Raw genomic sequence first — 25,646 nt, forward strand, 5'->3', positions numbered from 1 at the left:
ATCCTTTCGATGGGTGCGGAGCATGATCGAGGCTGTCGGCCTGACCAAGCGCTACGGCGACAAGACCGCCGTGTACAACCTTTCCTTCCAGGTGCGGCCCGGTGCCGTCACCGGTTTCCTCGGGCCCAACGGCTCGGGCAAGTCGACGACGATGCGCATGATCCTCGGCCTGGACAACCCCACGTCAGGACAGGTGACGATCGGCGGCTTCCCCTACCGCAAGCTGCCGAACGCCCCCAGACAGGTCGGTGCCCTGCTCGACGCCAAGGCCGTGCACGGCGGCCGCAGCGCCCGCAGCCATCTGCTGAGCCTGGCCCAGCTCTCGGGCATCCCGGCCCGGCGCGTGGACGAGGTGCTCGGGGTCGTGGGCCTCCAGGACGTGGCGAGAAAGCGCTCCAAGGGCTTCTCCCTCGGCATGGGCCAGCGGCTCGGCATCGCCGCCGCGCTCCTCGGCGACCCCCAGGTGCTGCTCTTCGACGAGCCGGTCAACGGCCTCGACCCGGAGGGCATCCTCTGGGTGCGGAACCTGATGAAGGCGCTCGCGGCGGAGGGCCGTACCGTCTTCGTCTCCTCGCACCTGATGAGCGAGATGGCGCTGACGGCGGACCAGCTCATCGTGATCGGGCGCGGGCAGCTCCTGTCGGACATGAGCGTGCGGGACTTCATCTCGGCGAACTCGGCCGACTTCGCGCGCGTGCGCACCCCCGACACCGAGCCCCAGCTCCGCGAGAAGCTGACCTCCGCGCTGACCGAGGCGGGCGGCCATGTGCTGCCCGAGCAGGACGGCGGGCTGCGCGTCACGGGCCTGCCGCTGCCGCGCATCAGCGACATCGCGCACGACACGGACGTACGGCTGTGGGAGCTGTCCCCGCATCAGGCCTCGCTGGAGGAGGCGTACATGCGGATGACGCAGGGGGCGGTCGACTACCGCTCGACGATCGACCAGAAGGCCGGTCTGATGCAGCAACTGCCGCCGGGCGCGCAGCCGCCCATGCCGGTACCGGGCCAGGGCCAGCCGGGCTGGTACGCGCCGCCGTCACCGCAGCAGGGCGGCCAGCCGTTCGCGATGGGCCAGCCGCCGGCGAATCCTTACGGCGCCCCGAATCCGTACGGCGCCCCTGCGGCGCCAGTGGCGGCCGCGCCCGGCCAGTACGGTCCTCCACCGCCCCTGACCCCGCAGACGGCGGCACAGCCGCCCCAGGGCCCGGCACAGGGTGCCCCGGCGGCCGCTCCGGCTCCGGTCGCGGACGCGATCCCGGCCGCGCCCGCACCCGCGCAGCCCTCCTCCCCCGCACCCGCCGCCGACCTGACCAAGCCCGAGGACGCCCGATGAGTACGCCCCAGCCCCCGATGCCGCAGGCAGCCGCGCCCAACTGGCAGGCGGCGCCCGGTCCTTCGTACGGCGGGTACACCTCGCCGATCCCGGTGGTGCGCACGCATCTCGGGCACGCGCTCGCCTCCGAGTGGACGAAGATCAAGTCGGTGCGCTCGACGATCTGGACGCTCGGCGTGTTCGTGGTCCTCGTCGTCGGCATCGGCCTGCTCGCCGCCGTCGTGGTCAGCGACTCCTCCTCGGAGCTGAACGGCGAGAACCCGCTGTCCTACGGCTTCTTCGGGCTGCTGCTCGGCTGCATGTGCATCATCACGCTCGGCGTGCTGACCACGGCCTCGGAGTACGGCACCGGCATGATCCGCACGACGATGACCGCGTGCCCCAGCCGGGGCCGGGTCCTCGCGGCGAAGTCGATCGTGTTCTTCGGGGTCGCCTTCGTGGTCACGCTGGTGGCGTCGGCGTTCATCGCCTTCGTGGACGCCGCGCTGCTGGAGAACAACGGCGCCAAGGACCCGTCCGCCGGCGAGTGGCTCAAGGGGACGGTCGGCGTCTCGCTCTACATCGCGCTGCTCGGGCTGCTCTCGCTGATCGTCGGCTCGATCATCCGGCACTCGGCGGGCGCGATCACCGTCATGATCGGCGCGGTGCTCGCCCCGCTGGTCGTCGCGCTGTTCATGTTCTCGCAGTCGCTGGAGGGCGTGCGCCAGGCGCTGTTCGAGTACTCGATCCCGAACCAGATGAGCGTCTTCTACTCCAACTCCCTGACGGAGAGCGGCCCTTCGGGCTGGGACCCGCTGTGGATCATCGTGGGCGTGACGGCCGTGGCGTTCGCGGGCGCGGTCGCGCTGCTGGAGAAGCGGGACGTGTAGACCGTAGGGCCCTCAGAACCTCGGCGCGTTCCTGGACCGCTGCACCCGTGTGGTGCGGCGGTCCTTCGCGTTCCAGCAGGCCTTGTGCCAGTGGCGGCGGTCGTCGACGCCCGCGTGCTCCGGCCAGGCCACGACGTGCGGGACGCCGGAGGGGATCTGCTGGTCGCAGCCGGGGCAGCGGTACGTCTTGCCCTGCGCGCTCGCCCCGGCGACGTGGCGCACGCTCCACTCCTCGCCCTGCCAGTGCTCGGCGGACTGCCAGCCGCCGTAGCGGCCCGACCGCTCGTCGTCGGCACTCTGGCCGGAGGAACCGGACTCCTTGGGTCGGTTGCGACGCGGGGACACAGAACACCTCACGGGGCTATACAGGAGGCAAGGGCTATGTCCAGCCTACGTGGCGCGGACAGGGGTACGCGAAGGGCATCAACCACCACAAGTCCCCCTCGGGACCGCGCATTCTGCAGACAATCCGCAAATCTCTTTGCCAGGCCGTGTCCTCGGCACGTGTCGGACGGTTATGCCCGGTGGGGGAGCTCCGTGTCGGAGCCAAGGAAGCAGGAAAAGCCATGCGCGTCGGAAGTTTTGTGTTGGCGGCCCAGTTCCCGGGGCAGGGCCAGGGGGAGGCCCTGCACCGCGCGGTCCGCTCGGTGGAGGTCGCGGAGGAGGCCGGTCTCGACACGGCCTGGCTGGCCGAGCACCATTTCGTGCCCTACGGCACCTGCCCGTCCGCGGTCACCCTGGCCGCGTTGCTGCTGGGCCGCACCCGGCGCATCCGCGTCGGCACCGCGGTCAGCGTGCTGCCCACCGTGCACCCGGTCGCCCTCGGCGAACAGGCCGCGCTGCTGCACGTGACGAGCGGGGGGCGCTTCTCGCTGGGCGTGGGGCGCGGCGGGCCGTGGGTCGACCTGGAGGTGTTCGGCTCGGGTCTCGCCGCGTACGAACAGGGGTTCCCGGAATCACTCGATCTACTGATGAGCTGGCTGCGCGAGCCGTCGGTCGCGGGCACCGGGGACCGCTTCGCGTTCCGTGAAGTGCCCGTCGTACCCAGGCCGTCGGAGGCGCTGTCGGACGCGCCGGGCCCCGAGGTCGTCGTCGCCTGCACCTCCCCCGCGAGCGTGCGGCTGGCGGCCGAGCGGGGCCTGCCGATGCTGCTGGGCATGCATGTCGGGGACGAGGAGAAGGCCGAAATGGTCGCCCTGTGGCGGCAGTTGGCGCGGACTGCGGGTCGCCCGGCGGAGGAGATCCGCGGGGCGGCCCATGTGTCGGCCGGCGTCTGCCAGATCGCGGACAAGCGTGCCGACGCGGTGGAGGCCCTGGTGAAGGCGATGCCGGGCTGGCTGAAGCAGGGGCTCGACGCCCATGTGACGGTGGACGACCGCGAGCGCCGGATGCGCGACCCGCTCGCGTACACCGAACTCCTCTGCGGGCTGCACCCGGTGGGCACCCCGCGGCTGTGCGCCGACCGGCTCGCGGCGACCTCGGAGCGGACCGGCATCTCCCGCTTCGCGCTGCTCGTCGAGGGGTCCGGGGACCTCGCGGCGACCGAGGAGAACGTACGGCGGCTCGGAGCCGAGGTGCTCCCTCACCTCGGCTGAGCGAACCGCGCTGGACGATCCGCGGGGAGCTTGCCGCCCCGTACAGAGCACCTCCCGCGTACGGAGCGGCAAGCAGTGCAGCACCCGCCGCGTCAGCAGTCCCTGAACTCCGGGGACTGGTTCAGCAGTTGGCTGCGCACCGAGGTGAAGCGGGCCAGCTTCTCGTCGACCGAGCCGTCCAGCGGGAACACCGCCACCCGGTGGCAGTTCTGGAAGGCAAGGCGTACACCGAAGTGCCGCTGCAGCGCGCCGCGTATCGCGTCACTCGCGAGCGCACGCAGCAACTGACCGCGTGCCCGCTCGTCCGGCGGCGGCGTCTGGTTGTCGGCGAACGCACCGCCGTCGACCTTCAGCTGAGCCACCAGGGAGCTGATCATCTCCCATGCGTAAGGCAGGGAGGTCCGGACGCAGTCGACGAATTCAGCTTCGTCGACCTCGCCTCGCTCGGCCTTTTCGAGTAGGGCCGGTGAGACGTCGAGCGACATGGGTTCTCCTCTCGCACCCCCAACTCGCGGGGGTTGCCGGACAGGTAAGGGAGTTCGCGATGACGAACACGCTGCGTACATGTCTCGCGACCTCCCGCTTATACGGTAGGCAACGGAGGAGGGCGGCACCAGGAGAATGCGTACATAGGGAACTCTCAATGGGCCCACAATCGGCCAAGAATGAACAACGGGCGTCACGGGTCTTCCAGGACAACAGGGGCGGCCCGCAGGGCCTCGGTTGAGGGTGGTGGTGGGAGACGGGTGGGCGAATCGCGTGCACCCACGCCCGTCGAGTAGCGTTGCCGACCATGCGTCTCGTCATTGCCCGGTGTTCCGTGGACTACGCGGGCCGGCTCACCGCCCACCTCCCCTCCGCCCCCCGTCTCATCCTGGTGAAGGCGGACGGCAGCGTCTCGATCCACGCGGACGACCGGGCCTACAAGCCCCTCAACTGGATGTCTCCGCCCTGCACGCTGAAGGAGGGTTCGGGGGACCCTGAAGATCCCGCGGGCGTCTGGACCGTCATCAACAAGGCGGGCGAGAAGCTCATCATCACGATGGAGGAGATCCTCCACGACTCCTCGCACGAACTCGGCGTGGACCCCGGCCTGATCAAGGACGGCGTGGAAGCGCACCTCCAGGAGCTGCTCGCCGACCGTATCGACACCCTCGGCGAGGGCTACACGCTGATCCGCCGCGAGTACATGACGGCCATCGGACCGGTCGACATCCTGTGCCGGGACGCCGAGGGCCAGACCGTCGCGATCGAGATCAAGCGGCGCGGCGAGATCGACGGCGTGGAGCAACTCACGCGCTACCTGGAGCTGTTGAACCGCGATCCCCACCTGGCCCCGGTCCGCGGCATCTTCGCCGCCCAGGAGATCAAGCCGCAGGCCCGCGTCCTCGCCACCGACCGCGGCATCGGCTGCACGGTCCTCGACTACAACGCCCTGCGCGGCATCGAGGACGACAAACTGCGCCTCTTCTGAGCCTGTTCCGAACAGCCGCCGCCAGACACCGACTTCACCACGACGAAAAGGGCCGGTTCCGATCATCGGAGCCGGCCCTTTCATGTCGTACGGGACTGCCGTACGGGAGTCAGATCACGGCACCCGCACTACTCGACGTGTCCGCGCCGCCGCTCCCGGGCGCGACCGAACTGGCCGTCTCGACGGGGGCACTTGAGGCTGCGCCGCTTGCCGAGGTGTCGGCGGACGGGTTCGTGGTGCCGTCGGTCGGCGTGGCGGACGAGGACGAACCGCCGCTCGGCGTCGCGGACGAAGAGGAACCACCCGACGGTGGCGCGGACGAGGAGGAACCACCCGACGGGGTGGACGGCGAGGACGGTGGCTTGCTGGTCGGCGAAGTCGACTTGGTCGGCGACGGCGTGTGCGACCCGTTCCCCGACCCGCTCGTCCCGCTCGGCTTGTCCGAAGGCGTCCCGCCACCGTTCGTCGGTGTCGGATCGTCCGACGTCCCGTAGGTCCCGTCCGGGCCCGGGTCGGTGGGCCGACTGGTCACCGTGCCCGTGTCGTTCTTGTCGCCGTTCTTCGCCTTGTCGGCGCCGAGGCTGTCGTCGTCGCTGCCCTGGCTGGCCGACGGGTTGACGCCGACCTTGTCGGACGGGTTGTCGGCGTTGTTGTTGGACGTGGCGCCGAGGGTGACGACCGTGCCGAGGACGGCGGCGAGCAGGACGCCCGCGCCGGCCGCGACGAGGTTGCGCCGGGCGTAGCCGCGCAGGCCGCCCCGGGCCTTGTTGTGCGGCTTCGGGGGCGAGGGCTGGTGTGCGACGAGGGTGTAGGAGGTGTCGCCGGGCAGTTGGAGCGGCGGGAAGGGCGTCGGTGTGCCGCCGGGCGGCGAGGCCGACTCCTCGTAGCGCGCGTCCGGTACTTCCTCACCCGCCGTGGAACCGAGGCCGAGCGCGACGCCGGAGCGGTCGGCGACCAGCGCGAGGGCCCGGCGGCCCGCTACCGCGCCGCGCTTGTCGGCGGCCTCGCCGCGCAGGGCGATGGACGACTCCAGTTCGGCACGGGCCCGGTCGAGGTCGCCCTCGCAGAGCGCGAGGACACCCAACTCGTGCTGGAAATAGGCCTGTTCACCCACATCGCCGGCGAGCTGCGCGGCCTCGATGCCGGAGCGCAGCACGCGCTCCCAGTCGCTCCAGTGCAGTCCGGCGGCGAACGCGGGCGCCGCCGTGCGGGCCAGGTGGACGGTGGTGCTCTCCTCGCCGTCGCCGGGCGGTGTCGTCGCCGGCAGGAGGGCGACGAGCGCGGCGAGCAGGGCGTCCGCCTCGGCGCACACGCGCTCGGGTGTGACCGAGGGGTGCCCGGCCCACCAGGAGTAGTGCAGGGCGGCGATGAGGGCGCCGGACGCGACGTCGTCGCCGTATCCGGCGGCCTCCAGCTGGGTCTGGACGCCGGTGGCGAGCCGGTAGCGGGAGCCGACCGGGGAGACCAGTCCGCAGCCCGCGAGTTCACCGAGGGCGGCGTCGGCATGGGTGTCGCCGACGAGCGCGGGCAGATGCGCCTGGTGCGGCACCTCACCGCCGAGCGCGACGGCGAAGCGCAGGGTGGCCCGCGCCGAGGTGCTGAGCCGGGAGGCGAGCAGCGGGGCGGGCGCGGCGGCCTCGCCGAGGGACGGCAGCGGTACGGCGTCGGCCTCGTCCGGGTCGAGGGGCGGGGTGTCGAAGGGCGCGTCGGCCGGGGTCGCGTCCTGGAAGACGCCGAACTCCTCGACGGCGCTGGTGCCGACGCGCAGTTGGTCGCGCTGGCGGAGCAGGGCGCCGGCCTGGACGAAGCGCAGGGGCAGGCCCTCGGACTCGAAGTAGAGGTCGCCCGCCCAGTTCGCCTCCTCCTCGGTGAGGACGCGGCCCACGGCACGCTCCAGGACCTCCACGGCACCGGGCCGCCCGAGGCCGCCGAGGAAGACCTCCTCGATGGCGGAGTCCGCGGACGGCGCCGGGATCTCCGGGGTCGCGGCGATCAGGAAGGCGCACTCGGGCGTCGCGTCGAGGAGTTCGTCGAGGGCTGCGGCGCCGAACTCGATGTCGTCCAGGACGACGACCGCACCGATCTCCCGCGTCAGCGCGAGGAGTTCCTCCCGGCCGGGCCGGTGCAGGGGTGCGTCGTAGACGGCGTGGAAGAGGTCGTGGAGGAGGTCGCCGGCGGTGCGGTGGAAGCCGGTGAGGCGGATCACGCCGTCGGGGGCCAGGTCCAGGCAGTCCTCGGCGACGAGGTCGAGCAGGCTGGTGCGGCCGGAGCCCGAGGGGCCGGTGAGGCGTACGGAACGGCCGCGGGCGAGCAGCCGTACGAGACGCTCGCGCTCCTCCTGGCGCTCCAGGAGCGGCAGTTCGGGGCGGTTCAGGCCGGGCGGGACCGGTGGTCTGGCGGCTCGGGCCGCCTCGGCGCGCTCGGCGGCGGCGAACTTCGCGGGCCGGCCGGGCCGCTGTCCGGGCGGGCAGACCTCGATCTCGCTGCCGTCGACGGGGTTGACGGTGAGCAGGAGGTCGCCGGTGACCAACTGCACGGTGCGGGCGAGTGCGGGTGTGTGCTGGCCGAAGTCAGGTGTGAGGGGTTCCCGGAGCGGCCGCTGACGCGACGACGTGTCGTCGCCGTCATGGCCGTACTCCTCGGGTCCCCGGTCGATCGGGTCCATAGGTCCAAGCCCCCCAAAAGCGTCGTGTGCGGGTCGACAGGACCCAGGCCCCTCCCGGCCTTGTGCACACCGCGCTGTCGCTTCTGGTCCGGGCCCGCTCGAAGGGTGGTGAGGCAGCGGGCAACCGAACCGTAAACCTTCGCACAGTATCTACGACAGGCCGGGGTACCGCGCGGTGCGAGACGTCACAGTCTCATGAGGATTGCGCGCGGCCGACGTCGGACCTTGGGATCAGACCCTGGGAAGCGACTCCACCCCGATCCCGCCCTCGATGGCGAGGATGCGGTGCAGCCGGGTGGCCACGAGCAGGCGCTGCATCTGCGGCGGTACGCGGCGCAGCACCAGGCGCCGGCCGCAGCGGCCGGCCCGTCGGTGGGCTCCCATGATGACGCCGAGGCCGGTGGCGTCCCAGGAGTCGAGCTCGGACAGGTCCAGCACCAGATCGCCGACTCCGTCGTCGACGGCCGAGTGCAGGACCGTACGGGCGTCCGCCGCGCTGCGGACGTCGAGGCGGCCCCCGACGACCAGCTCGACGTGGTCGCCCCTGATGTACATATGCGCTCCCCGTGAGTGCGGTGGCGTTCTCCGTGATGTAGGTGATGCAACCTCTGACTGCGTGAAGTGCCACGAGGTTGCCGTCTGTGAGCGAACCGATACCGAATTCACCCCTGCGTGTGATGGGGCAGGGGCGTGTGCGGTCTCAGTGCTTGTAGAAGCCCTGCCCGCTCTTGCGTCCGATGTCACCGGCGTCCACCATTCGGCGCATCAGCTCCGGCGGGGCGAACTTCTCGTCCTGCGACTCGGTGTAGATGTTGCTCGTCGCGTGCAGCAGGATGTCGACGCCGGTGAGGTCCGCGGTGGCCAGCGGGCCCATCGCGTGGCCGAAGCCCAGCTTGCAGGCGAGGTCGATGTCCTCGGCGGTGGCGACGCCCGACTCGTACAGCTTCGCCGCCTCGACGACGAGCGCCGAGATGAGACGGGTCGTCACGAACCCGGCCACGTCACGGTTGACGACGATGCAGGTCTTGCCGACGGATTCGGCGAACTCCCTTGCGGTGGCGAGGGTTTCGTCGCTCGTCTTGTATCCGCGCACCAGCTCGCACAGCCCCATCATCGGGACCGGTGAGAAGAAGTGCGTTCCTACGACGCGCTCCGGACGCTCCGTCACGGCCGCGATCTTCGTGATCGGGATGGCGGAGGTGTTGGAGGCGAGGACGGCGTCCTCGCGCACGATCTTGTCCAGCGCGCGGAAGATCTCGTGCTTGATTTCGAGCTTCTCGAAGACGGCTTCGACGACGATGTCCGCGTCGGCGACGGCGTCGAGATCGGTGGTCGCGGTGATGCGCCCAAGAGCCGCGTCGGCGTCGTGCGCCTCCAGCTTGCCCTTGCTCACGAACTTGTCGTACGAGGCCTTGATGCCGTCGGTTCCACGCTTCAGGGCTTCGTCGGTGACATCGCGCAGGACGACGTCCCAGCCCGCCTGGGCGGAGACCTGGGCGATACCGGAACCCATGAGTCCGGCGCCGATGACGGCAAGCTTCCGTGCCACTGTGCGACTCCCCTTTGAAACGCTTACAGCGTGTATCCGTATGCCTCTCGGCGGACACTAGCGAAGGTGCGGCGCTGTGTGACCGGTAAGTAACGCGCGTCACGTCTCATCTGACGGACATCACACCGCCACGGGTCATTCGACCCCCCGTACGGCCTAGTTGAGCACCGGTCGACCCTGACTACGCTGGCCGTATGGTCAATCTGACGCGCATCTACACCAGGACCGGCGACCAGGGCACCACCGCCCTCGGCGACATGAGCCGGGTCGCCAAGACCGACGTCCGCATCTCGGCTTACGCCGACACGAACGAGGCGAACGCGGCGATCGGCACGGCCATCGCCCTCGGCGCCCTCCCCGAGGACATCGTCAAGGTCCTCACCCGCGTCCAGAACGACCTCTTCGACGTGGGCGCGGACCTGTGCACACCGGTGGTCGAGAACCCGGAGTTCCCGCCCCTGCGCGTCGAGCAGTTCTACATCGACAAGTTGGAGTCGGACTGCGACCACTTCAACGAGCAGCTGGAGAAACTCCGCTCCTTCATCCTCCCCGGCGGCACCCCGGGCGCGGCCCTCCTCCACCAGGCCTGCACGGTCGCACGCCGGGCGGAGCGGTCGACATGGTCGGCCCTGGAGGCCCATGCCGAGGTGATGAACCCCCTGACGGCGACCTACCTGAACCGCCTGTCGGACCTCCTCTTCATCCTGGCCCGCACGGCCAACAAGGAGGCGGGGGACGTCCTTTGGGTACCGGGCGGGGAGCGCTGACCGGCGGTCAGCGGCGGCGGTAGACGTCCCGGCGGGGGCGGTGGCGGTGAACTCGAAGGCGTACGTCACATCCCGTCCGGCGCCGGCCTGCCGAAGATGTCCGCGAGTAAGTCCGCGAGGGTGGCGCGCTCCTCGGCGAGAGTCCGCAGGGCCGTCCGCGTGAGCACTTCGTCCGCCGCCTCCTCCAGCGCGTCGCAGTCGGACATGGGCACGATCGCGGCCACCGCGATGCCGCCGCGCGTGATGACGGTCGGCTCCCCGTCGTCATGCGGTCGAGGAGTCGCGTCAGGTCGGCCCGCGAGATGAAAGTCGCACGTCAGTCGGTTGCCGACCGAGGCGGGACCGCACAGCCGGGTCCAAGTGGCTTTGCCGGGGCGTGAATTGGGGTTTAGCACACGCATACCAAAGTGGTCCAGACCTATTGACCCGTGGTCCAGACCTTTCTATTCTCGCGGCACCGCGGGTGCGAAGGCTCAGTCGCGCCCCGGCATCCCCGAGATACCCCCGACACCCCCCGCCAAAGGCGCGCGACGGTGTCGAGAGTGCGAGCGCGCGGAGGCCCGAAGGGCTGAGCACGGTCGCACTCTCGACACCGGCTCCAGCGCGCCGGAGGCGTAAAACAAAAGAGGAGGCGCTCAATGCGCTTCAGACATCGAGCAGTTGCCGGGTTCGCGACCCTGCTGCTTCCGCTCGCCGCTCTCGTCGGTCTGGCCGCGCCCGCCGAGGCCGCTTCGACCGCCACCGCCACCTTCGCCAAGTCCAGTGACTGGGGTACCGGCTTCGGCGGTCAGTGGACCGTCAAGAACACCGGTACCAGCGCGATCAGTTCGTGGACGGTCGAGTGGGACTTCCCCTCCGGTACGTCCGTCACCTCGGCCTGGGACGCGGACGTCACCAACTCAGGCAACCACTGGACCGCGAAGAACAAGTCCTACAACGGCACCATCGCCGCGGGCGCCTCCGTCTCCTTCGGCTTCAACGGCGCCGGCAGCGGCTCGCCCTCCAACTGTCTGCTGAACGGCGGCAGTTGTGACGGCGGCACCACCGTCCCCGGTGACGCGGCCCCCTCCGCCCCCGGCACCCCCACCGCCTCCGCGATCACCAACACCTCGGTGAACCTGTCCTGGAGCGCGGCCACCGACGACAAGGGCGTCAAGAACTACGACGTCCTACGCGACGGCACCAAGGTCGCCACGGTGACGACGACGTCGTACACGAACACCGGTCTCACCGCCGGCACCGACTACTCGTACACCGTGCAGGCCCGGGACACCGCGGACCAGACAGGCCCGGTCAGCGGCGCGGTCGCCGTGCACACCACCGGCGGTACGACCACTCCCCCGGCCACCGGCAGCGCGGTCAAGCTCGGGTACCTCACCGAGTGGGGCACGTACCAGCGCAACTACCAGGTCAAGAACCTGGTGACCTCCGGCTCCGCCGCGAAGATCACGCACATCAACTACGCCTTCGGCAACGTGACCAACGGGCAGTGCGCGATCGGTGACGCCTACGCCGACTACCAGAAGACGTTCACCGCCGACCAGTCGGTCAGCGGCGTTGCCGACACCTGGGACCAGCCGATCGCCGGCAACTTCAACCAGCTGCGCGAGCTGAAGGCCAAGTACCCGAACATCAAGATCCTCTGGTCCTTCGGCGGCTGGACCTGGTCCGGCGGCTTCGCGCAGGCCGCGGCCAACCCGACCGCGTTCGCCAACTCCTGCTACAACCTGGTCGAGGACCCGCGCTGGGCCGACGTCTTCGACGGCATCGACATCGACTGGGAGTACCCGAACGCCTGCGGTCTGTCCTGCGACACCAGCGGTGCGGCGGCGTACAAGAACCTGATGCAGGCCCTGCGCGCCAAGTTCGGCTCCAGCAACCTGGTCACCGCCGCCACCACGGCCGACGGCACCTCCGGCGGCAAGATCGACGCCGCCGACTACGCGGGCGCGGCCCAGTACGTCGACTGGTACAACGTGATGACGTACGACTTCTTCGGCGCCTTCAACCCGACCGGCCCCACCGCCCCGCACTCCCCGCTCACCACCTACAGCGGCATCCCGACACCGGGCTTCACCACGGCCGACGCGATCGCCAAGTTCAAGTCGAAGGGCGTCCCCGCGAACAAGCTGCTCATCGGCATCGGCTTCTACGGCAGAGGCTGGACCGGCGTCACCCAGGACGCCCCGGGCGGCACGGCCACGGGCCCGGCACCCGGCACCTACGAACAGGGCATCGAGGACTACAAGGTCCTCAAGACGTCCTGCCCCGCCACCGGCACCATCGCGGGCACGGCGTACGCCCACTGCGGCACCAACTGGTGGTCCTACGACACCCCGAGCACGATCGCCGGAAAGATGAGCTGGGCCAAGACCCAGGGTCTGGGCGGCGCGTTCTTCTGGGACTTCAGCGGCGACACCAGCAACGGTGAGCTGGTGACCGCCATCAACAGCGGTCTCTCATAAGCGAGTTGCCGACAGGAACTACCCGTAGCGACTAAGCGACATTGACGCGCTGACCGGGCGGGGCTGCCTCAAGCCACGCGAGGAAACCGGTCAGCGCGTCTTCGCTCATGGCGAGTTCGAGGCGCGTGCCCCGGTGCAGGCAGGTCAGGATGAGCGCGTCGGAGAGCAGGGCCAGCTCCTCCTCGCCCTCGGGGAGGCGGCGGCCGGCGACCTCGATCGCGGAGCGTTCCAGCGTCCGGCGCGGGCGGTAGGCGTAGGAGAAGACGCGGTACCACTCGATGCGGTCGCCGTTGTAGCGGGCGACGCCGTAGCTCCAGCCCTTGCCGTTGGTGTCGGGTTTCTCCGGGACGTCCCAGCGGAGCGAACAGTCGAAGGTGCCGCCGGAGCGCTGGATGAGTCTGCGGCGCAGGCCGAAGACGAACAGCCCCACCACAACCAGGGCCACCACGATTCCGCACACAGTCAGAGCGAGGACCATCGACACCGACCTCCTCGTCTCCTAGGTAAAACAGGTAACGGAACGGAAAAAACACCCACATTCGCCTCAGCCGCGGCTGGGTCCGGATTCCTCCGGTCCCAGCCGCGGCTGAGTCACGTCATCGCGTCGAACCTGGGTTCAGCGCGTCTCCACCGCACGCAGTCGGACGTCGGCGCGACGCTCGGCGGACTCGTCGCCCTCCGCCTTCGCGCGCTCCAGCTCCCGCTCCACGCGCTGGACGTCGATCTCGTCCGACAGCTCGGCGATCTCGGCGAGCAGCGACAACTTGTTGTCCGCGAACGAGATGAAACCGCCGTGCACCGCGGCGACGACCGTCCCGCCGTCGCTCGTACGGATGGTCACCGGGCCCGACTCCAGCACACCGAGCAGCGGCTGGTGACCGGGCATGACGCCGATGTCGCCGGACGTGGTGCGCGCGACGACCAGGGTGGCCTCGCCGGACCAGACCTGGCGGTCCGCGGCGACGAGCTCGACATGCAGCTCAGCAGCCAAGGTGGGCTCCTCGGGTCACCACCCGGCGGTCGTGCCGGGTGTGGGTTCAATTCTAGTAGGCATGAAAGAGGGGGTGGGACACGCCCCACCCCCTCAGGTGAAGCACGGGGGTCAGGAGACGCCCAGCTCCTTCGCGTTCGCCTTCAGGTCCTCGATACCACCGCAGAGGAAGAACGCCTGCTCCGGGAAGTGGTCGTACTCGCCGTCGATGATCGAGTTGAAGGCCACGATCGACTCGTCCAGCGGGACGTCCGACCCGTCGACGCCGGTGAACTGCTTGGCGACGTGGGTGTTCTGGGACAGGAAGCGCTCCACGCGACGGGCACGGTGGACGGTGAGCTTGTCCTCCTCGCCCAGCTCGTCGATACCGAGGATCGCGATGATGTCCTGGAGGTCCTTGTACTTCTGGAGGACCGTCTTGACGCGCATCGCGGTGTTGTAGTGCTCGGCCGCGATGTAGCGCGGGTCCAGGATGCGGGACGTGGAGTCCAGCGGGTCCACGGCCGGGTAGATGCCCTTCTCGGAGATCGGACGGGAGAGAACCGTCGTCGCGTCGAGGTGGGCGAAGGTGGTGGCCGGGGCCGGGTCGGTCAGGTCGTCCGCGGGGACGTAGATCGCCTGCATCGAGGTGATCGAGTGACCGCGGGTCGAGGTGATGCGCTCCTGGAGGAGACCCATCTCGTCGGCCAGGTTCGGCTGGTAGCCCACCGCGGAGGGCATGCGGCCGAGCAGGGTCGAGACCTCGGAACCGGCCTGCGTGAAGCGGAAGATGTTGTCGATGAAGAACAGCACGTCCTGGTTCTGCACATCGCGGAAGTACTCCGCCATGGTCAGACCGGCCAGGGCCACGCGCAGACGGGTGCCCGGGGGCTCGTCCATCTGGCCGAAGACCAGCGCCGTCTTGTCGATGACGCCCGAGTCGGCCATCTCCTCGATGAGGTCGTTGCCCTCACGGGTGCGCTCGCCGACACCGGCGAACACGGAGACACCGTCGTGGTTGTTGGCGACGCGGTAGATCATCTCCTGGATGAGCACCGTCTTGCCGACGCCGGCACCGCCGAACAGGCCGATCTTGCCGCCCTTGACGTACGGGGTCAGCAGGTCGATGACCTTGACGCCGGTCTCGAACATCTCGGTCTTCGACTCGAGCTCGTCGAAGCGCGGGGCCTTGCGGTGGATGGACCAGCGCTCGCCCGTGTACTTCTCGTCGCTGTTCAGCACCTCACCGAGGGTGTTGAACACCTTGCCCTTGGTGAAGTCGCCGACCGGGACGGTGATGCCGTTGCCGGTGTCGGTGACCGCGGCCTGGCGGACCAGACCGTCGGTGGGCTGCATCGAGATCGTGCGGACCAGGCCGTCACCCAGGTGCTGGGCGACCTCCAGGGTCAGCGTCTTCTTCGCACCGTCCAGGGCCGGGTCGGCCACCTCGACGTGCAGAGCGTTGTAGATCTCCGGCATCGCGTCGACGGGGAACTCCACGTCGACGACCGGGCCGATGACCCGGGCGACGCGGCCCGTGGCAACGGCCGTCTCAACTGTCGTCGTCATTACTTGTCACTCCCCGCGGTCGCGTCGGCCAGGGCTGCGGAGCCACCGACGATCTCGCTGATTTCCTGGGTGATTTCGGCCTGGCGGGCCGCGTTGGCAAGACGGGAGAGCGTGGTGATCAGGTCTCCCGCGTTGTCGGTCGCCGACTTCATCGCGCGGCGGGTGGCGGCGTGCTTGGAGGCAGCCGACTGGAGCAGCGCGTTGTAGATACGGCTCTCGACGTACCGCGGCAGGAGGGCGTCCAGGACGTCCTCCGCCGACGGCTCGAAGTCGTACAGCGGAAGGATCTCGCCCGAGGGCACGTCCTCCGCGACCTCTTCGAGGCTGAGGGGCAGCAGCCGGCTGTCGATCGGCGTCTGCGTCATCATCGAGACGAACTCGGTGTAGACGATGTGGAGTTCGTCCACGCCGCCCTCCGCCGTGTCCAGCTCGATCGCCTCGATCAGCGGACCCGCGACCTTCTTCGCGTCCGCGTACTCGGGCTGGTCGGTGAAGCCGGTCCACTGCTCCGCGATCTTGCGCTCACGGAAGTTGTAGTGGGCGACACCGCGGCGGCCGACGATGTACGTGTCGACCTCCTTGCCCTCGGCCTCAAGACGTGCGGTCAGCTGCTCCGCGGCCTTGATGGCGTTGGAGTTGAAGGCGCCGGCCAGACCGCGGTCGCTCGTGAGGAGCAGTACCGCGGAACGGGTCGGCGTCTCCGCCTCGGTGGTCAGCGGGTGCCGGGTGTTGGAACCCGTACCGACCGCCGTGACCGCGCGCGTCAGTTCCTTCGCGTACGGCGTCGAGGCCTGCACCTTGCGGTGCGCCTTGACGACACGCGAAGCGGCGATCATCTCCATCGCCTTGGTGATCTTCTTGGTCGCGGTGACGGATCGGATGCGACGCTTGTAGACCCGGAGCTGGGCTCCCATGAGTCAGGTCCCTTCCTACGTCACTTGGCCGCGGCCGGGGCGTCCTCGCCGAGGAGCTTGCCGTCCGAGGTCTCGAACTGCTTCTTGAACTCGGCGATGGCGTCGGCGGCAGCGGTGAGGGTGTCGTCCGACATCTTGCCGCCCTCCTTGATGGAGGTCATGAGGCCCTGCTCCTTGCGGTGCAGGTACTCCAGCAGCTCCGTCTCGAAGCGGCGGATGTCGGCGACCGGTACGTCGTCCATCTTGCCGGTGGTCGCGGCCCACACGGAGACGACCTGGTCGGCGGTGGCCATCGGCTGGTACTGAGCCTGCTTGAGCAGCTCGACCAGACGCTGACCGCGCTCCAGCTGGGCCTTCGACGCGGCGTCCAGGTCGGAACCGAAGGCGGCGAACGCCTCCAGCTCGCGGTACTGGGCGAGGTCGAGGCGCAGTCGGCCGGAGACCTGCTTCATCGCCTTGTGCTGCGCGGAACCACCGACTCGGGAGACGGAGATACCGACGTTCAGCGCGGGGCGCTGACCGGCGTTGAAGAGGTCCGACTCCAGGAAGCACTGGCCGTCGGTGATGGAGATGACGTTGGTCGGGATGAACGCCGAGACGTCGTTGGCCTTGGTCTCGACGATCGGCAGACCGGTCATCGAGCCCTTGCCCATCTCGTCGGAGAGCTTCGCGCAGCGCTCCAGCAGACGGGAGTGCAGGTAGAAGACGTCACCCGGGTAGGCCTCGCGGCCCGGCGGACGGCGCAGCAGCAGGGACACGGCGCGGTAGGCGTCGGCCTGCTTGGAGAGGTCGTCGAAGATGATGAGGACGTGCTTGCCGTCGTACATCCAGTGCTGGCCGATGGCCGAACCGGTGTACGGCGCCAGGTACTTGAAGCCGGCCGGGTCGGACGCCGGGGCGGCGACGATGGTCGTGTACTCCAGCGCGCCGGCCTCTTCGAGCGCACCACGCACGGAGGCGATGGTGGAGCCCTTCTGACCGATGGCGACGTAGATGCAGCGGACCTGCTTGTTCACGTCGCCCGAGCGCCAGTTGTCGCGCTGGTTGATGATCGTGTCGACGGCCAGGGCGGTCTTGCCCGTCTGGCGGTCGCCGATGATCAGCTGACGCTGGCCACGGCCGATCGGGGTCATCGCGTCGACGGCCTTGTAGCCGGTCTCCATCGGCTCGTGCACCGACTTGCGGACCATGACGCCCGGGGCCTGCAGCTCCAGGGCGCGGCGGCCGGTGGTCTCGATCTCGCCGAGGCCGTCGATCGGGTTGCCGAGCGGGTCGACGACACGGCCGAGGTAGCCCTCGCCGACGGCGACGGACAGGACCTCTCCGGTGCGGGTGACCGGCTGGCCCTCCTCGACACCGCTGAACTCGCCGAGGATGACGGTACCGATCTCACGCTCTTCGAGGTTGAGCGCGAGACCGAGGGTGCCGTCCTCGAACTTCAGCAGTTCGTTGGCCATGGCCGAGGGGAGGCCCTCGACCTTCGCGATGCCGTCGCCGGCAAGGGTGACCGTACCGACCTCCTCGCGCGAGGCCGCGTCCGGCTTGTACGACTGGACGAAGTTCTCCAGCGCGTCCCGGATCTCCTCCGGCCGGATCGTGAGCTCCGCCATCTGGGTTCCCTGCTCTCCTTGTTGGGCCCGAAGTTTCACTTGGGGGGATGGGGGGACTCCCCCCGTGACGAGGTGAATCCTCTGCACGGCCCAACTCGGGCCGCCTTACTACGTCTTTGTATGGGTGCTGCTAGCTCGCCATGCGGCGAGCGGCGTCATCGAGGCGGTCCGCGATGGAGCCGTTGATGACCTCGTCGCCGACCTGCACCCGAATGCCGCCGAGGACCTCGGGGTCCACGTCGATGTTCAGGTGCATGTGGCGGCCGTAGAGCTTCGCGAGGGCGGCGCCCAGGCGCTGCTTCTGCGGGTCGCTCAGCGGGACCGCCGTGGTGACGACCGCGACCAGGCGGCTGCGGCGCTCGGCGGCGAGCTTGGAGAGGGACTCGAGTCCCGCTTCCAGGCTACGTCCCCGGGGCGCGGTCACCAGGCGGGTCACCAGTCGCTCCGTGGCGGGCTTGGCACGGCCGCCGAGCAGGCTGCCGAGCAGCTCGCTCTTGGCCGCGGTGCCGGCGGCGCGGTCGGTCAGCGCGGCGCGCAGTCCGGTGTTCGAGGAGACGATCCGGCCGAACCGGAACAGCTCGTCCTCGACGTCGTCGAGCTCGCCCGACTGCTGGGCGGCGGTGAGGTCGGCGGTGGCCGCCAGCTCCTCCAGCGCGTCCACCAGGTCGCGGGACTGCGACCAGCGGGAGCGCACCATGCCGGACAGCAGGTCGAGGGCGGGGCCGCCGACCTGGGCGCCGAGCAGGCGCTCGGCCAGCTGGGCCTTGGCCTCGCCGTCCTGCGCCGGGTCGGTGAGGACCCGGCGCAGGGACACCTCACGGCCGAGCAGCGCGGTGACGGCGGCCAGCTCGTCGGCGAGCCGCGCCGCGTTCACGGACGTGGAGTCCGTCAGCGCGTCGAGACGCTCACGTGCGGCTGCCAGGGCCTCGCGGCTCGCTCCGTTCATCGTGCGGCCTCGGCCTTCTCCTCAAGTTCATCAAGGAAACGGTCGATCACGCGGCTCTGCCGGGCGTGGTCCTCAAGGGACTCGCCGACGAGCTTGCCGGCCAGGTCGGTGGCGAGCTTGCCCACGTCCTGGCGCAGTGCCTGCGAAGCGGCCTTGCGGTCGGCGTCGATCTGCGTGTGACCGGCGGCGACGATCTCCTCGCGCTGCCGCTGGCCTTCCGCGCGCATCTCGGCGATGAGCGTGGCGCCCTGCTCCTGCGCCTCCTGGCGCAGCCGCGCGGCCTCGTGCCGGGCCTCGGCGAGCTGAGCCTTGTACTGCTCAAGCACGCTCTGTGCCTCGGTCTGGGCGGCCTCGGCCTTCTCGATACCGCCCTCGATGGCCTCGCGCCGCTCGTCCAGAACCTTGTTGATGTTCGGGAGGAGCTTCTTGGCGAGGAAGCCGAAGACGATGACGAAGGCGATCAGGCCGATGACAAGCTCGGGGATCGGCGGGACGAGAGGATTCTCCTTCTCGGCCGCCAGAATGAGCAGCTGGCTCATGTCAGTGCCTTTCGTCTAGTGGGCTGTCGCTGATCGCGGTCGATCAGGTGCCGTAGACGAACGGCATGACCAGGCCGATGAGGGCAAGGGCCTCACAGAAGGCGAAGCCGAGGATCTGGTTGGCACGGATCAGGCCGGCAGCTTCGGGCTGACGGGCAAGAGCCTGGGTGCCGTTGCCGAAGATGATGCCGACGCCGACGCCCGGACCGATGGCGGCGAGGCCGTAGCCGATGGAGCCGAGCGAACCGGAGACGGCAGCGAGGGTCTCAGTGGCAGCCATGCTGATTCTTCCTTATCTGTACGGACCGGCGGAGGTTGGCCACCGGACGCTAAGGGGGGTTCTGGTGGGGGGTGCTCAGTGGTTCTCGGCGAGCGCGCCCTGGATGAAGGTGCAGGTCAGCAGCACGAAGACGTACGCCTGCAGGGCCTGGATGAAGAGTTCGAAGGCCGTCATCACGATGACCATGACGAACGAGACACCCGCGTAGGCGATGCCGATGCCGTTCAGCAGGTACCAGCTGGCGATCGTGAAGAGCAGCAGCAGGGTGTGGCCCGCGAACATGTTCGCGAACAGTCGCACCGCGTGCGTGAACGGCCGGACGATCAGGTTCGAGAGCAGCTCGATGCCCATCGCCAGCGGGAGAACCGCGCCGAGCGACTTGTCGTAACCGCTGAAGTTCTTGAAGGCGCCGACGAATCCGTGCCGCTTGAACGTCAGCGAGACCCAGGTGGTGTACACGATCGCCGCGAGGACGATGGGGTACGCGATGATCGATGTCACCGGGAACTGGGCGACCGGCACGATCGACCAGAGGTTCATCATCCAGATGAAGAAGAACAGCGAGACGACCAGCGGTACGTACTTCTCGCCCTCCTTCTTTCCGATCGTCTCGTAGACGACTCCGCGGCGGATGAAGTCGTAGCCGGACTCGGCGACCATCTGCAGCTTGCCGGGGACGACCTTCGGCTTGCGGAAGGCGGCCCAGAAGAAGCCGACGACGATGACCGAGCCGAGCAGCGCCAGCAGCATCGGCTTGTTGAAGTACACGTTGCTGTCGCCGTCCCCCATAAGGGGCTTGAACAGGAACGAGTGCAGGCCGGGAGCCGGGAAGCCACAGCCGTCGAAGATGTGGCAGTCGGTCTCGAAGGCGAGCACCTGCGTCGGGTCAGCACTCACCGCGGGCTCCTTCAGCGTGGCGCATAGGTACGGCAACCTCGTTGTGTCGGCGCGGCGCGCAGCCGCGGTTCGGCACTGGACTGGTGTAACGGATGTGGGGGCGGCAGTGGGGCATCGAGCCTCGCGATTGAGCAGGCGTCAGCTCAGATGCCCGCGCCCGCGATGCCGCAGTTGGCACCGGACGATAGCAGGGTCGCTTACGTGCTCTTATCCCGGCCCTACCTCTCACGACGAATGCCCCGACTTCTCGGGCTCGACGTAGAGGATTTTGGCCTTCATGTGGGCACGGGTCTGCGCGACGGTCCAGACGATCGTTCCGGCGAGCAGGGTGAACGCGAAGGCTTTGGGATTGAACAGCGAGGTGTGCTTGAACGCGGCGAGGAAAATGAACAACAGAAGAATCTGCGCCGCGAAGAGCATGAGGCCCATCGCCTGGAACAGGTGCGGAAGCGATTTGGCAGTGCGCTGCAGAACGTAGAGCCCGATTCCCATGAAGAGGATCACGATCAGCGTCCCAACGGCTGCCCCAATAGCTCCTTCGCCGCCGGCGACCACGGCACTGACGACGGCGGCAATCGCGCCGACGGCAGCTGTGGGCACAGCGGCTTGAAGGAGAATCCGGGCGTCATTGGACGGCATGGCGGCAACTCCGCTTGCTAAGGGGGGCGTGTCGTCATGGACGAGCGTAGTCCCGGGATGAGAGAGAACCTCACGCCAATGGACCCTCGCACTACGGTCCTTCGGCTCTGTCCCGGGTTCTCGTGAACCGTATCACAAACTATTTGATGCGGTCTTTACCTAGAAGGTGTGCTTGCTGTCACACATGAGAGTGACAGTGCGCGTCTGTGCAAAATAGCGGCCAACTTGTCTGGTATGGGGAGGCTTTGTCTGCCCACGGGATGGCAACGCTTTAGTCAGATTCTTACCTTGGCGTCAGCGCGAGGACTCGGCTTTACGTCCGTCCAGGAGGCGCGAACGGCGGCCGACTGCGGTCGCCCCGTTGACTCCTGACACTCCGGTGACAACCGGAGGACGCGGGTCACGGTCCTCCTCCGCCAGCACGGCCACGGGGTCAACTGCGGCCCTGCGACGGCGATATCGCGGCGGCACCAGGTGCTCCGCCCAGCGCGGGGCGCGCGGAGTGAAGCGCGGCAGCAGGAGCAGCAGCAGCCCGATCGCGCTCAGAAAGACGATGCCGAGGACGATCCACATCGAGGCCGAGTTGACCGAGTAGGACAGCGCCCCGAACGCGATCAGCGCCGACCAGAAGTACATGATCAGCACCGCCCGGCTGTGCGAGTGGCCGATCTCCAGGAGCCGGTGGTGCAGATGGCCGCGGTCCGCGGCGAACGGCGACTGTCCGCGCCAGGTACGGCGGACGATCGCCAGCACCAGGTCGGCGGCCGGCACCGCGATGATCGTCAGCGGCAGCAGCAGCGGGATGTAGACCGGCACCGTCTGGTGCACCGCCGCCTTCTCGGAGCCGACGAACAGCTGAAGCGCGTCCGGGTCGACCTGTCCCGTGATGGAGATGGCGCCCGCGGCCAGCACCAGGCCGATCAGCATCGAGCCGGAGTCGCCCATGAAGATCCGCGCGGGGTGCATGTTGTGCGGCAGGAAGCCCAGGCACATGCCCATCAGGATCGCCGAGAAGAGCGTGGCCGGGGCGGCGGCCTCGATGCCGTACGAGTACCAGATCCGGTAGGCGTACAGGAAGAACGCGGCGGCCGCGATGCACACCATGCCGGAGGCCAGGCCGTCGAGGCCGTCGACGAAGTTGACCGCGTTGATGGTGATGACGACCAGAGCGACGGTGAGCAGGGTGCCCTGCCACTGGGTCAGCGCCACGTTGCCGACGCCCGGGATGGGCAGCCACAGGATCGTCAGACCCTGCATGACCATCACGCCGGCGGCGATCATCTGGCCGCCCAGCTTGATCAGGGCGTCGATCTCGAACTTGTCGTCCAGGACGCCGATCAGCCAGATCAGGGCCGCTCCGGAGAGCAGGGCGCGCGGCTCGTTCGAGTTCTCGAAGACCGCGCTGAGGTTGGTCAGGTGGTCGGCGACCAGCAGACCGGCGCACAGGCCGAAGAACATGGCGATACCGCCGAGCCGCGGAGTGGGTTCCCGGTGCACGTCACGGGCCCGGATCTCCGGCATCGCCCCGGCCACGATCGCGAACTTCCGCACCGGCCCGGTCAGCAGATACGTCACCGCGGCCGTCACGCAGAGCGTCAGCAGGTATTCACGCACAGGCTTCCCCACAGGTCTCGCTGGCCATCACAGCCCCACACCCTAGCGAGGGACGCATATGGTTGGGGACTTCCGGGTAGCGACGATGGTTGCACGTGTGGCTGTGCACCTTGGTGCGGGTACCCCCGTTCAGCCCGGATACGGCAGGAATCCACCCACAAGATCCCGCACTTCGTCACGGGCCCGCCGGGCGTCGACCCGCCCGCGCAGCACCCCCGCCAGCAGTGCCGCGATCCCCGCCATCTCGCCCTCCCCCATGCCCTGCGTGGTCACCGCGGCGGTACCGAGCCGCAACCCGCGCGAGTCACCGTGCGGCAGCGCGCAGCAGTCCAACACCATCCCGGCGGCGGCGAGTTGACCCCGTGCGGCCCGTCCGTCGACGCCGAGGGGCAACGGATCGACGGTGATCAGATGGGTATCCGTACCGCCCGTCGTGACGACCAGCCCCTCCGCCGCCAGCCCCGCCGCGAGCACCCGGGCGTTGGCGACCACCTGATGGGCGTACGCCGTGAAGGCCGGCGTCGCCGCCTCGCCGAACGCGACGGCCTTGGCGGCGATGGTGTGCATCTGCGCGCCACCCTGCGTGAACGGAAAAACGGCCCGGTCCACCCGTTCGGCCAGCTCGCTCCCGCACAGCAGCATCCCGCCGCGCGGCCCGCGCAGCACCTTGTGCGTGGTCGCGCAGACGACATCGGCGTACGGCACCGGGTTCGGCGCCGCTCCCCCGGCGACGAGCCCGATGGGATGCGCGGCGTCGGCGATGAGATAGGCGCCCACCTCGTCGGCGACCTCGCGGAAGAAGGCGTAGTCGATGTGCCGGGGATAGGCGATGGACCCGCACACGATCGCCTTGGGGCGGTGGCTGCGGGCGAGACCGCGGACCTGCTCGTAGTCGATGAGCCCGGTCTCCGCGTCCACCCCGTACCCCACGAAGTCGAACCACCGCCCGGAGAAGTTCGCGGGCGACCCGTGCGTGAGATGCCCGCCGTACGGCAGCCCCAGCGCGAGGACGGTGTCACCGGGCCGCAGCAGCGCGGCGTAGGCGGCCAGCACGGCCGAAGACCCGGAATGCGCCTGCACGTTGGCGTGCTCGGCCCCGAACAGCGCCTTCGCCCGGTCCACGGCGACCCGCTCGGCGACGTCGACGATCTCGCAGCCGCCGTGGTGGCGGGCGCCGGGGTATCCCTCGGCGTACTTGTTGGCGAGCGGGGAGCCGAGCGCGGCCAGCACGGCGGGCGAGGTGAAGTTCTCGGCGGCGACCAACTGGAGCGTCGTCGACTGCCGCGCCAGCTCCCCGAGCAGGATCTCGGCCAGCTCGGGGTCCTGCCGACGCAGGACATCGGCCTCAAGGACAGGGGTGACCGACATGATGGACTCCGGACCGTCGACGGTGACGTACGTCCAATGTAGGCCCGGGGCGGGTGGGGCGCGCGGGCGTTGCCACGTCTTCGCGGGGACGCCGGTGAGGGCGGTCACCGCGGGGTCGATCGCCTGATTCAGCCACATCAGCCGCTCCGCGGCGGGCGTCGCCGACTCCGCTACCGCCGGATCACCTCCGCGCGGGCGTTGCTACGTCTTCGCCGGAACGCCGGTGAGGGCGGTCACCACCGGGTCGATCGCCTGATTTATCTCGTCGCCGATGGAGCGGAAGAACGGCAGGGGTGCGCCGTACGGGTCGAAGACCTCGTCCGCTTCCGCTGTGGGGGCCAGGAGCCAGCCTCGTAGGGCCGCCGCCGCGCGGACCAGGGCGCGGGCGCGGGCCACCATGCCGTCCTCCAGGGGTGGGAGGGTCGCGGGGTCTATGGCCTTCACCAGGCGGGTGAACTCCTTGAGGGTGAAGGTGCGCAGGCCCGCAGAGTGGCCCATCGAGATGACCTGGGCGCGGTGGTCCCGGGTGGCCGTCAGGACCAGGTCGGCGCGGATCACGTGGTCGTCGAGCAGCTCGCGGCCGGTGAACCCGGAGGGGTCCGCGCCGAAGTCGGTGAGGACGGTCGCCGCGTTGGTCTCCATGGGTGCGCCCTCATGGCCCCACGTGCCGGCGCTCTCCACGATCAGCCCGCCCCACAGCGGGTCGCCGAGCCGGTCCGCCAGGGCATGACGGGTCAGCCGCTCGGTGATCGGCGAGCGGCACACGTTGCCGGTGCTGACGTGGAGGATGCGGAAGCTGTCCATGGGGAGACCGAAGGTCCCCGTCACTTCCCCGTTGCCTATGCCACGCCCCGCGTCAGGGGCTGTCAATTCGCCACCTCAAGGTCGGGGACGACCTTCCGCAGCTCCTCGGCCGAGATCGCGCCCGCGCGCAGCAGCAGCGGCACCTCGCGCGTGACGTCGACGATCGACGACGGCACGTTGCCGGGCGTAGGACCGCCGTCGAGGTACACGGAGACCGAGTCGCCGAGCATCTGCTGGGCCGCGTCACAGTCCTCCGGCACGGGGTGGCCGGTGAGGTTCGCCGAGGAGACCGCCATCGGACCGACCTCCGTCAGCAGCTCGATCGCGACCGGGTGCAGCGGCATCCGTACGGCGACCGTGCCCCGGGTGTCGCCCAGGTCCCACTGGAGAGACGGCTGGTGCTTGGCGACCAGTGTGAGGGCGCCCGGCCAGAACGCGTCGACGAGTTCCCAGGCCAGCTCGGAGAAGTCCGTGACGAGGCCGTGCAACGTGTTCGGGGAGCCGATGAGGACGGGGGTGGGCATGTTGCGGCCCCGGCCCTTGGCGTCCAGGAGATCGGCGACGGCCTCCGAGGAGAACGCGTCGGCCCCGATGCCGTAGACCGTGTCGGTCGGCAGGACCACGAGTTCGCCCCGGCGGACGGCGGACGCGGCCTCGCGCAGACCCGTCGTGCGGTCGGTCGCGTCATTGGTGTCGTATCGCCGTGCCATGTCTAGCGGTCTCCTTTTTTTGTAGCTCGGTTCGCCTCCGGGGCGCCTGTTGTCGGCGTCGAGCCCCCG

Annotated in this window: 26 protein-coding genes; 6 read left to right on the top strand and 20 right to left on the bottom strand. The window is 69.2% G+C overall.

All coding sequences use genetic code 11. The annotated features are described in order from the left end of the window. Nucleotides 1-22 precede the first annotated feature (22 nt). Both OG194_RS14435 and OG194_RS14440 read left to right on the top strand, forming a co-directional pair. Nucleotides 23-1,333, top strand: coding sequence for an ABC transporter ATP-binding protein (locus OG194_RS14435; RefSeq protein ID WP_327401266.1), 1,311 nt, complete (start codon nt 23-25; stop codon nt 1,331-1,333). Continuing rightward, a complete protein-coding gene (locus OG194_RS14440; RefSeq protein WP_327401267.1) occupies nt 1,330-2,202 on the top strand; it encodes an ABC transporter permease in 873 nt (290 codons plus the stop codon). Before OG194_RS14435 ends, OG194_RS14440 begins: the two co-directional genes overlap by 4 nt. A 12-nt stretch (nt 2,203-2,214) precedes the next feature. Here OG194_RS14440 and OG194_RS14445 read toward each other — a convergent pair whose 3' ends face one another. Beyond that, a complete protein-coding gene (locus OG194_RS14445; protein WP_327401268.1) occupies nt 2,215-2,547 on the bottom strand; it encodes an ATP/GTP-binding protein in 333 nt (110 codons plus the stop codon). A 221-nt stretch (nt 2,548-2,768) separates the two neighbouring features. Between OG194_RS14445 and OG194_RS14450 the strand changes: the two genes are divergently transcribed. Then, nucleotides 2,769-3,797, top strand: coding sequence for an LLM class flavin-dependent oxidoreductase (locus OG194_RS14450; protein ID WP_327401269.1), 1,029 nt, complete (start codon nt 2,769-2,771; stop codon nt 3,795-3,797). A gap of 92 nt (nt 3,798-3,889) precedes the next feature. On the opposite strand, the gene OG194_RS14455 is transcribed toward OG194_RS14450, so the two are convergent. Next, complete coding sequence (locus OG194_RS14455) at nt 3,890-4,282, bottom strand: SCO5389 family protein (RefSeq protein WP_327401270.1); 393 nt, start codon at nt 4,280-4,282, stop codon at nt 3,890-3,892. Nucleotides 4,283-4,590: 308 nt separating this feature from the next. On the opposite strand from OG194_RS14455, the gene nucS reads away from it, so the two are divergent. Beyond that, nucleotides 4,591-5,271 (top strand): endonuclease NucS, encoded by a 681-nt coding sequence (gene nucS / locus OG194_RS14460; RefSeq protein ID WP_327401271.1) that lies wholly within the window; start codon nt 4,591-4,593, stop codon nt 5,269-5,271. 109 nt (nt 5,272-5,380) lie between these two features. Here the strand turns inward: nucS and OG194_RS14465 are convergent, their stop codons facing one another. From OG194_RS14465 to OG194_RS14475, 3 genes are all read right to left on the bottom strand, one after another. After that, complete coding sequence (locus OG194_RS14465; protein ID WP_327401273.1) at nt 5,381-7,936, bottom strand: ATP-binding protein; 2,556 nt, start codon at nt 7,934-7,936, stop codon at nt 5,381-5,383. A gap of 231 nt (nt 7,937-8,167) precedes the next feature. Then, nucleotides 8,168-8,491 (bottom strand): STAS domain-containing protein, encoded by a 324-nt coding sequence (locus tag OG194_RS14470; RefSeq protein WP_019060737.1) that lies wholly within the window; start codon nt 8,489-8,491, stop codon nt 8,168-8,170. Nucleotides 8,492-8,636: 145 nt separating this feature from the next. After that, nucleotides 8,637-9,485, bottom strand: a complete 849-nt coding sequence (locus tag OG194_RS14475; protein WP_318018851.1) for a 3-hydroxyacyl-CoA dehydrogenase family protein — start codon at nt 9,483-9,485, stop codon at nt 8,637-8,639. A gap of 194 nt (nt 9,486-9,679) precedes the next feature. Here OG194_RS14475 and OG194_RS14480 point away from each other — a divergent pair, with 194 nt between their 5' ends. Beyond that, the gene (locus OG194_RS14480; protein ID WP_327401274.1) at nt 9,680-10,252 is read left to right on the top strand and encodes a cob(I)yrinic acid a,c-diamide adenosyltransferase; all 573 of its coding nucleotides are present in this window, start codon (nt 9,680-9,682) and stop codon (nt 10,250-10,252) included. 65 nt (nt 10,253-10,317) lie between these two features. Here OG194_RS14480 and OG194_RS14485 read toward each other — a convergent pair whose 3' ends face one another. After that, nucleotides 10,318-10,647 carry a hypothetical protein gene (locus tag OG194_RS14485; RefSeq protein ID WP_442811554.1) on the bottom strand — a complete coding sequence of 110 codons (330 nt, stop codon included), beginning with the start codon at nt 10,645-10,647 and terminating at the stop codon, nt 10,318-10,320. 243 nt (nt 10,648-10,890) lie between these two features. Between OG194_RS14485 and OG194_RS14490 the strand changes: the two genes are divergently transcribed. Next, nucleotides 10,891-12,717 carry a glycoside hydrolase family 18 chitinase gene (locus OG194_RS14490; protein ID WP_327401275.1) on the top strand — a complete coding sequence of 609 codons (1,827 nt, stop codon included), beginning with the start codon at nt 10,891-10,893 and terminating at the stop codon, nt 12,715-12,717. Nucleotides 12,718-12,748: 31 nt separating this feature from the next. Here the strand turns inward: OG194_RS14490 and OG194_RS14495 are convergent, their stop codons facing one another. The 14 genes from OG194_RS14495 to OG194_RS14560 all read right to left on the bottom strand — a co-directional run bounded on the left by OG194_RS14495 (nt 12,749) and on the right by OG194_RS14560 (nt 25,577). After that, nucleotides 12,749-13,195 (bottom strand): DUF2550 domain-containing protein, encoded by a 447-nt coding sequence (locus OG194_RS14495; protein ID WP_327401276.1) that lies wholly within the window; start codon nt 13,193-13,195, stop codon nt 12,749-12,751. A 138-nt stretch (nt 13,196-13,333) separates the two neighbouring features. Then, nucleotides 13,334-13,708: a F0F1 ATP synthase subunit epsilon gene (locus tag OG194_RS14500; RefSeq protein ID WP_266772606.1), complete on the bottom strand. Its 375-nt coding sequence runs from the start codon at nt 13,706-13,708 to the stop codon at nt 13,334-13,336. A gap of 111 nt (nt 13,709-13,819) precedes the next feature. Then, a complete protein-coding gene (gene atpD, locus OG194_RS14505) occupies nt 13,820-15,256 on the bottom strand; it encodes a F0F1 ATP synthase subunit beta (protein WP_327401277.1) in 1,437 nt (478 codons plus the stop codon). Continuing rightward, a complete protein-coding gene (locus tag OG194_RS14510; protein ID WP_327401278.1) occupies nt 15,256-16,170 on the bottom strand; it encodes a F0F1 ATP synthase subunit gamma in 915 nt (304 codons plus the stop codon). Before OG194_RS14510 ends, atpD begins: the two co-directional genes overlap by 1 nt. A gap of 20 nt (nt 16,171-16,190) precedes the next feature. Continuing rightward, nucleotides 16,191-17,780 (bottom strand): F0F1 ATP synthase subunit alpha, encoded by a 1,590-nt coding sequence (atpA, locus tag OG194_RS14515; RefSeq protein ID WP_327401279.1) that lies wholly within the window; start codon nt 17,778-17,780, stop codon nt 16,191-16,193. A gap of 130 nt (nt 17,781-17,910) precedes the next feature. Continuing rightward, entirely contained in the window at nt 17,911-18,726 is an 816-nt protein-coding gene (locus OG194_RS14520) for a F0F1 ATP synthase subunit delta (RefSeq protein WP_327401280.1), read from the bottom strand. Then, nucleotides 18,723-19,265, bottom strand: coding sequence for a F0F1 ATP synthase subunit B (locus OG194_RS14525; RefSeq protein WP_200679770.1), 543 nt, complete (start codon nt 19,263-19,265; stop codon nt 18,723-18,725). Before OG194_RS14525 ends, OG194_RS14520 begins: the two co-directional genes overlap by 4 nt. A gap of 43 nt (nt 19,266-19,308) precedes the next feature. After that, entirely contained in the window at nt 19,309-19,545 is a 237-nt protein-coding gene (locus OG194_RS14530; protein ID WP_043683105.1) for an ATP synthase subunit C, read from the bottom strand. 75 nt (nt 19,546-19,620) lie between these two features. Further along, on the bottom strand, nt 19,621-20,457 hold the full coding sequence (gene atpB / locus OG194_RS14535; protein ID WP_327407073.1) for a F0F1 ATP synthase subunit A: 837 nt from the start codon (nt 20,455-20,457) through the stop codon (nt 19,621-19,623). Nucleotides 20,458-20,667: 210 nt separating this feature from the next. Further along, complete coding sequence (locus tag OG194_RS14540; protein WP_327401281.1) at nt 20,668-21,081, bottom strand: hypothetical protein; 414 nt, start codon at nt 21,079-21,081, stop codon at nt 20,668-20,670. Between the two features lie 294 nt (nt 21,082-21,375). Then, nucleotides 21,376-22,695 carry an MraY family glycosyltransferase gene (locus tag OG194_RS14545; protein WP_327401282.1) on the bottom strand — a complete coding sequence of 440 codons (1,320 nt, stop codon included), beginning with the start codon at nt 22,693-22,695 and terminating at the stop codon, nt 21,376-21,378. Between the two features lie 129 nt (nt 22,696-22,824). Beyond that, complete coding sequence (gene glyA / locus OG194_RS14550) at nt 22,825-24,063, bottom strand: serine hydroxymethyltransferase (protein WP_327407074.1); 1,239 nt, start codon at nt 24,061-24,063, stop codon at nt 22,825-22,827. A gap of 201 nt (nt 24,064-24,264) precedes the next feature. Next, complete coding sequence (locus OG194_RS14555; RefSeq protein ID WP_026150979.1) at nt 24,265-24,933, bottom strand: arsenate reductase/protein-tyrosine-phosphatase family protein; 669 nt, start codon at nt 24,931-24,933, stop codon at nt 24,265-24,267. Continuing rightward, complete coding sequence (locus tag OG194_RS14560) at nt 24,930-25,577, bottom strand: L-threonylcarbamoyladenylate synthase (RefSeq protein WP_327401283.1); 648 nt, start codon at nt 25,575-25,577, stop codon at nt 24,930-24,932. Before OG194_RS14560 ends, OG194_RS14555 begins: the two co-directional genes overlap by 4 nt. Nucleotides 25,578-25,646: the final 69 nt, after the last annotated feature.

The sequence above is a fragment of the Streptomyces sp. NBC_01288 genome, assembly GCF_035982055.1.
In the GTDB taxonomy this organism is placed as follows: domain Bacteria; phylum Actinomycetota; class Actinomycetes; order Streptomycetales; family Streptomycetaceae; genus Streptomyces.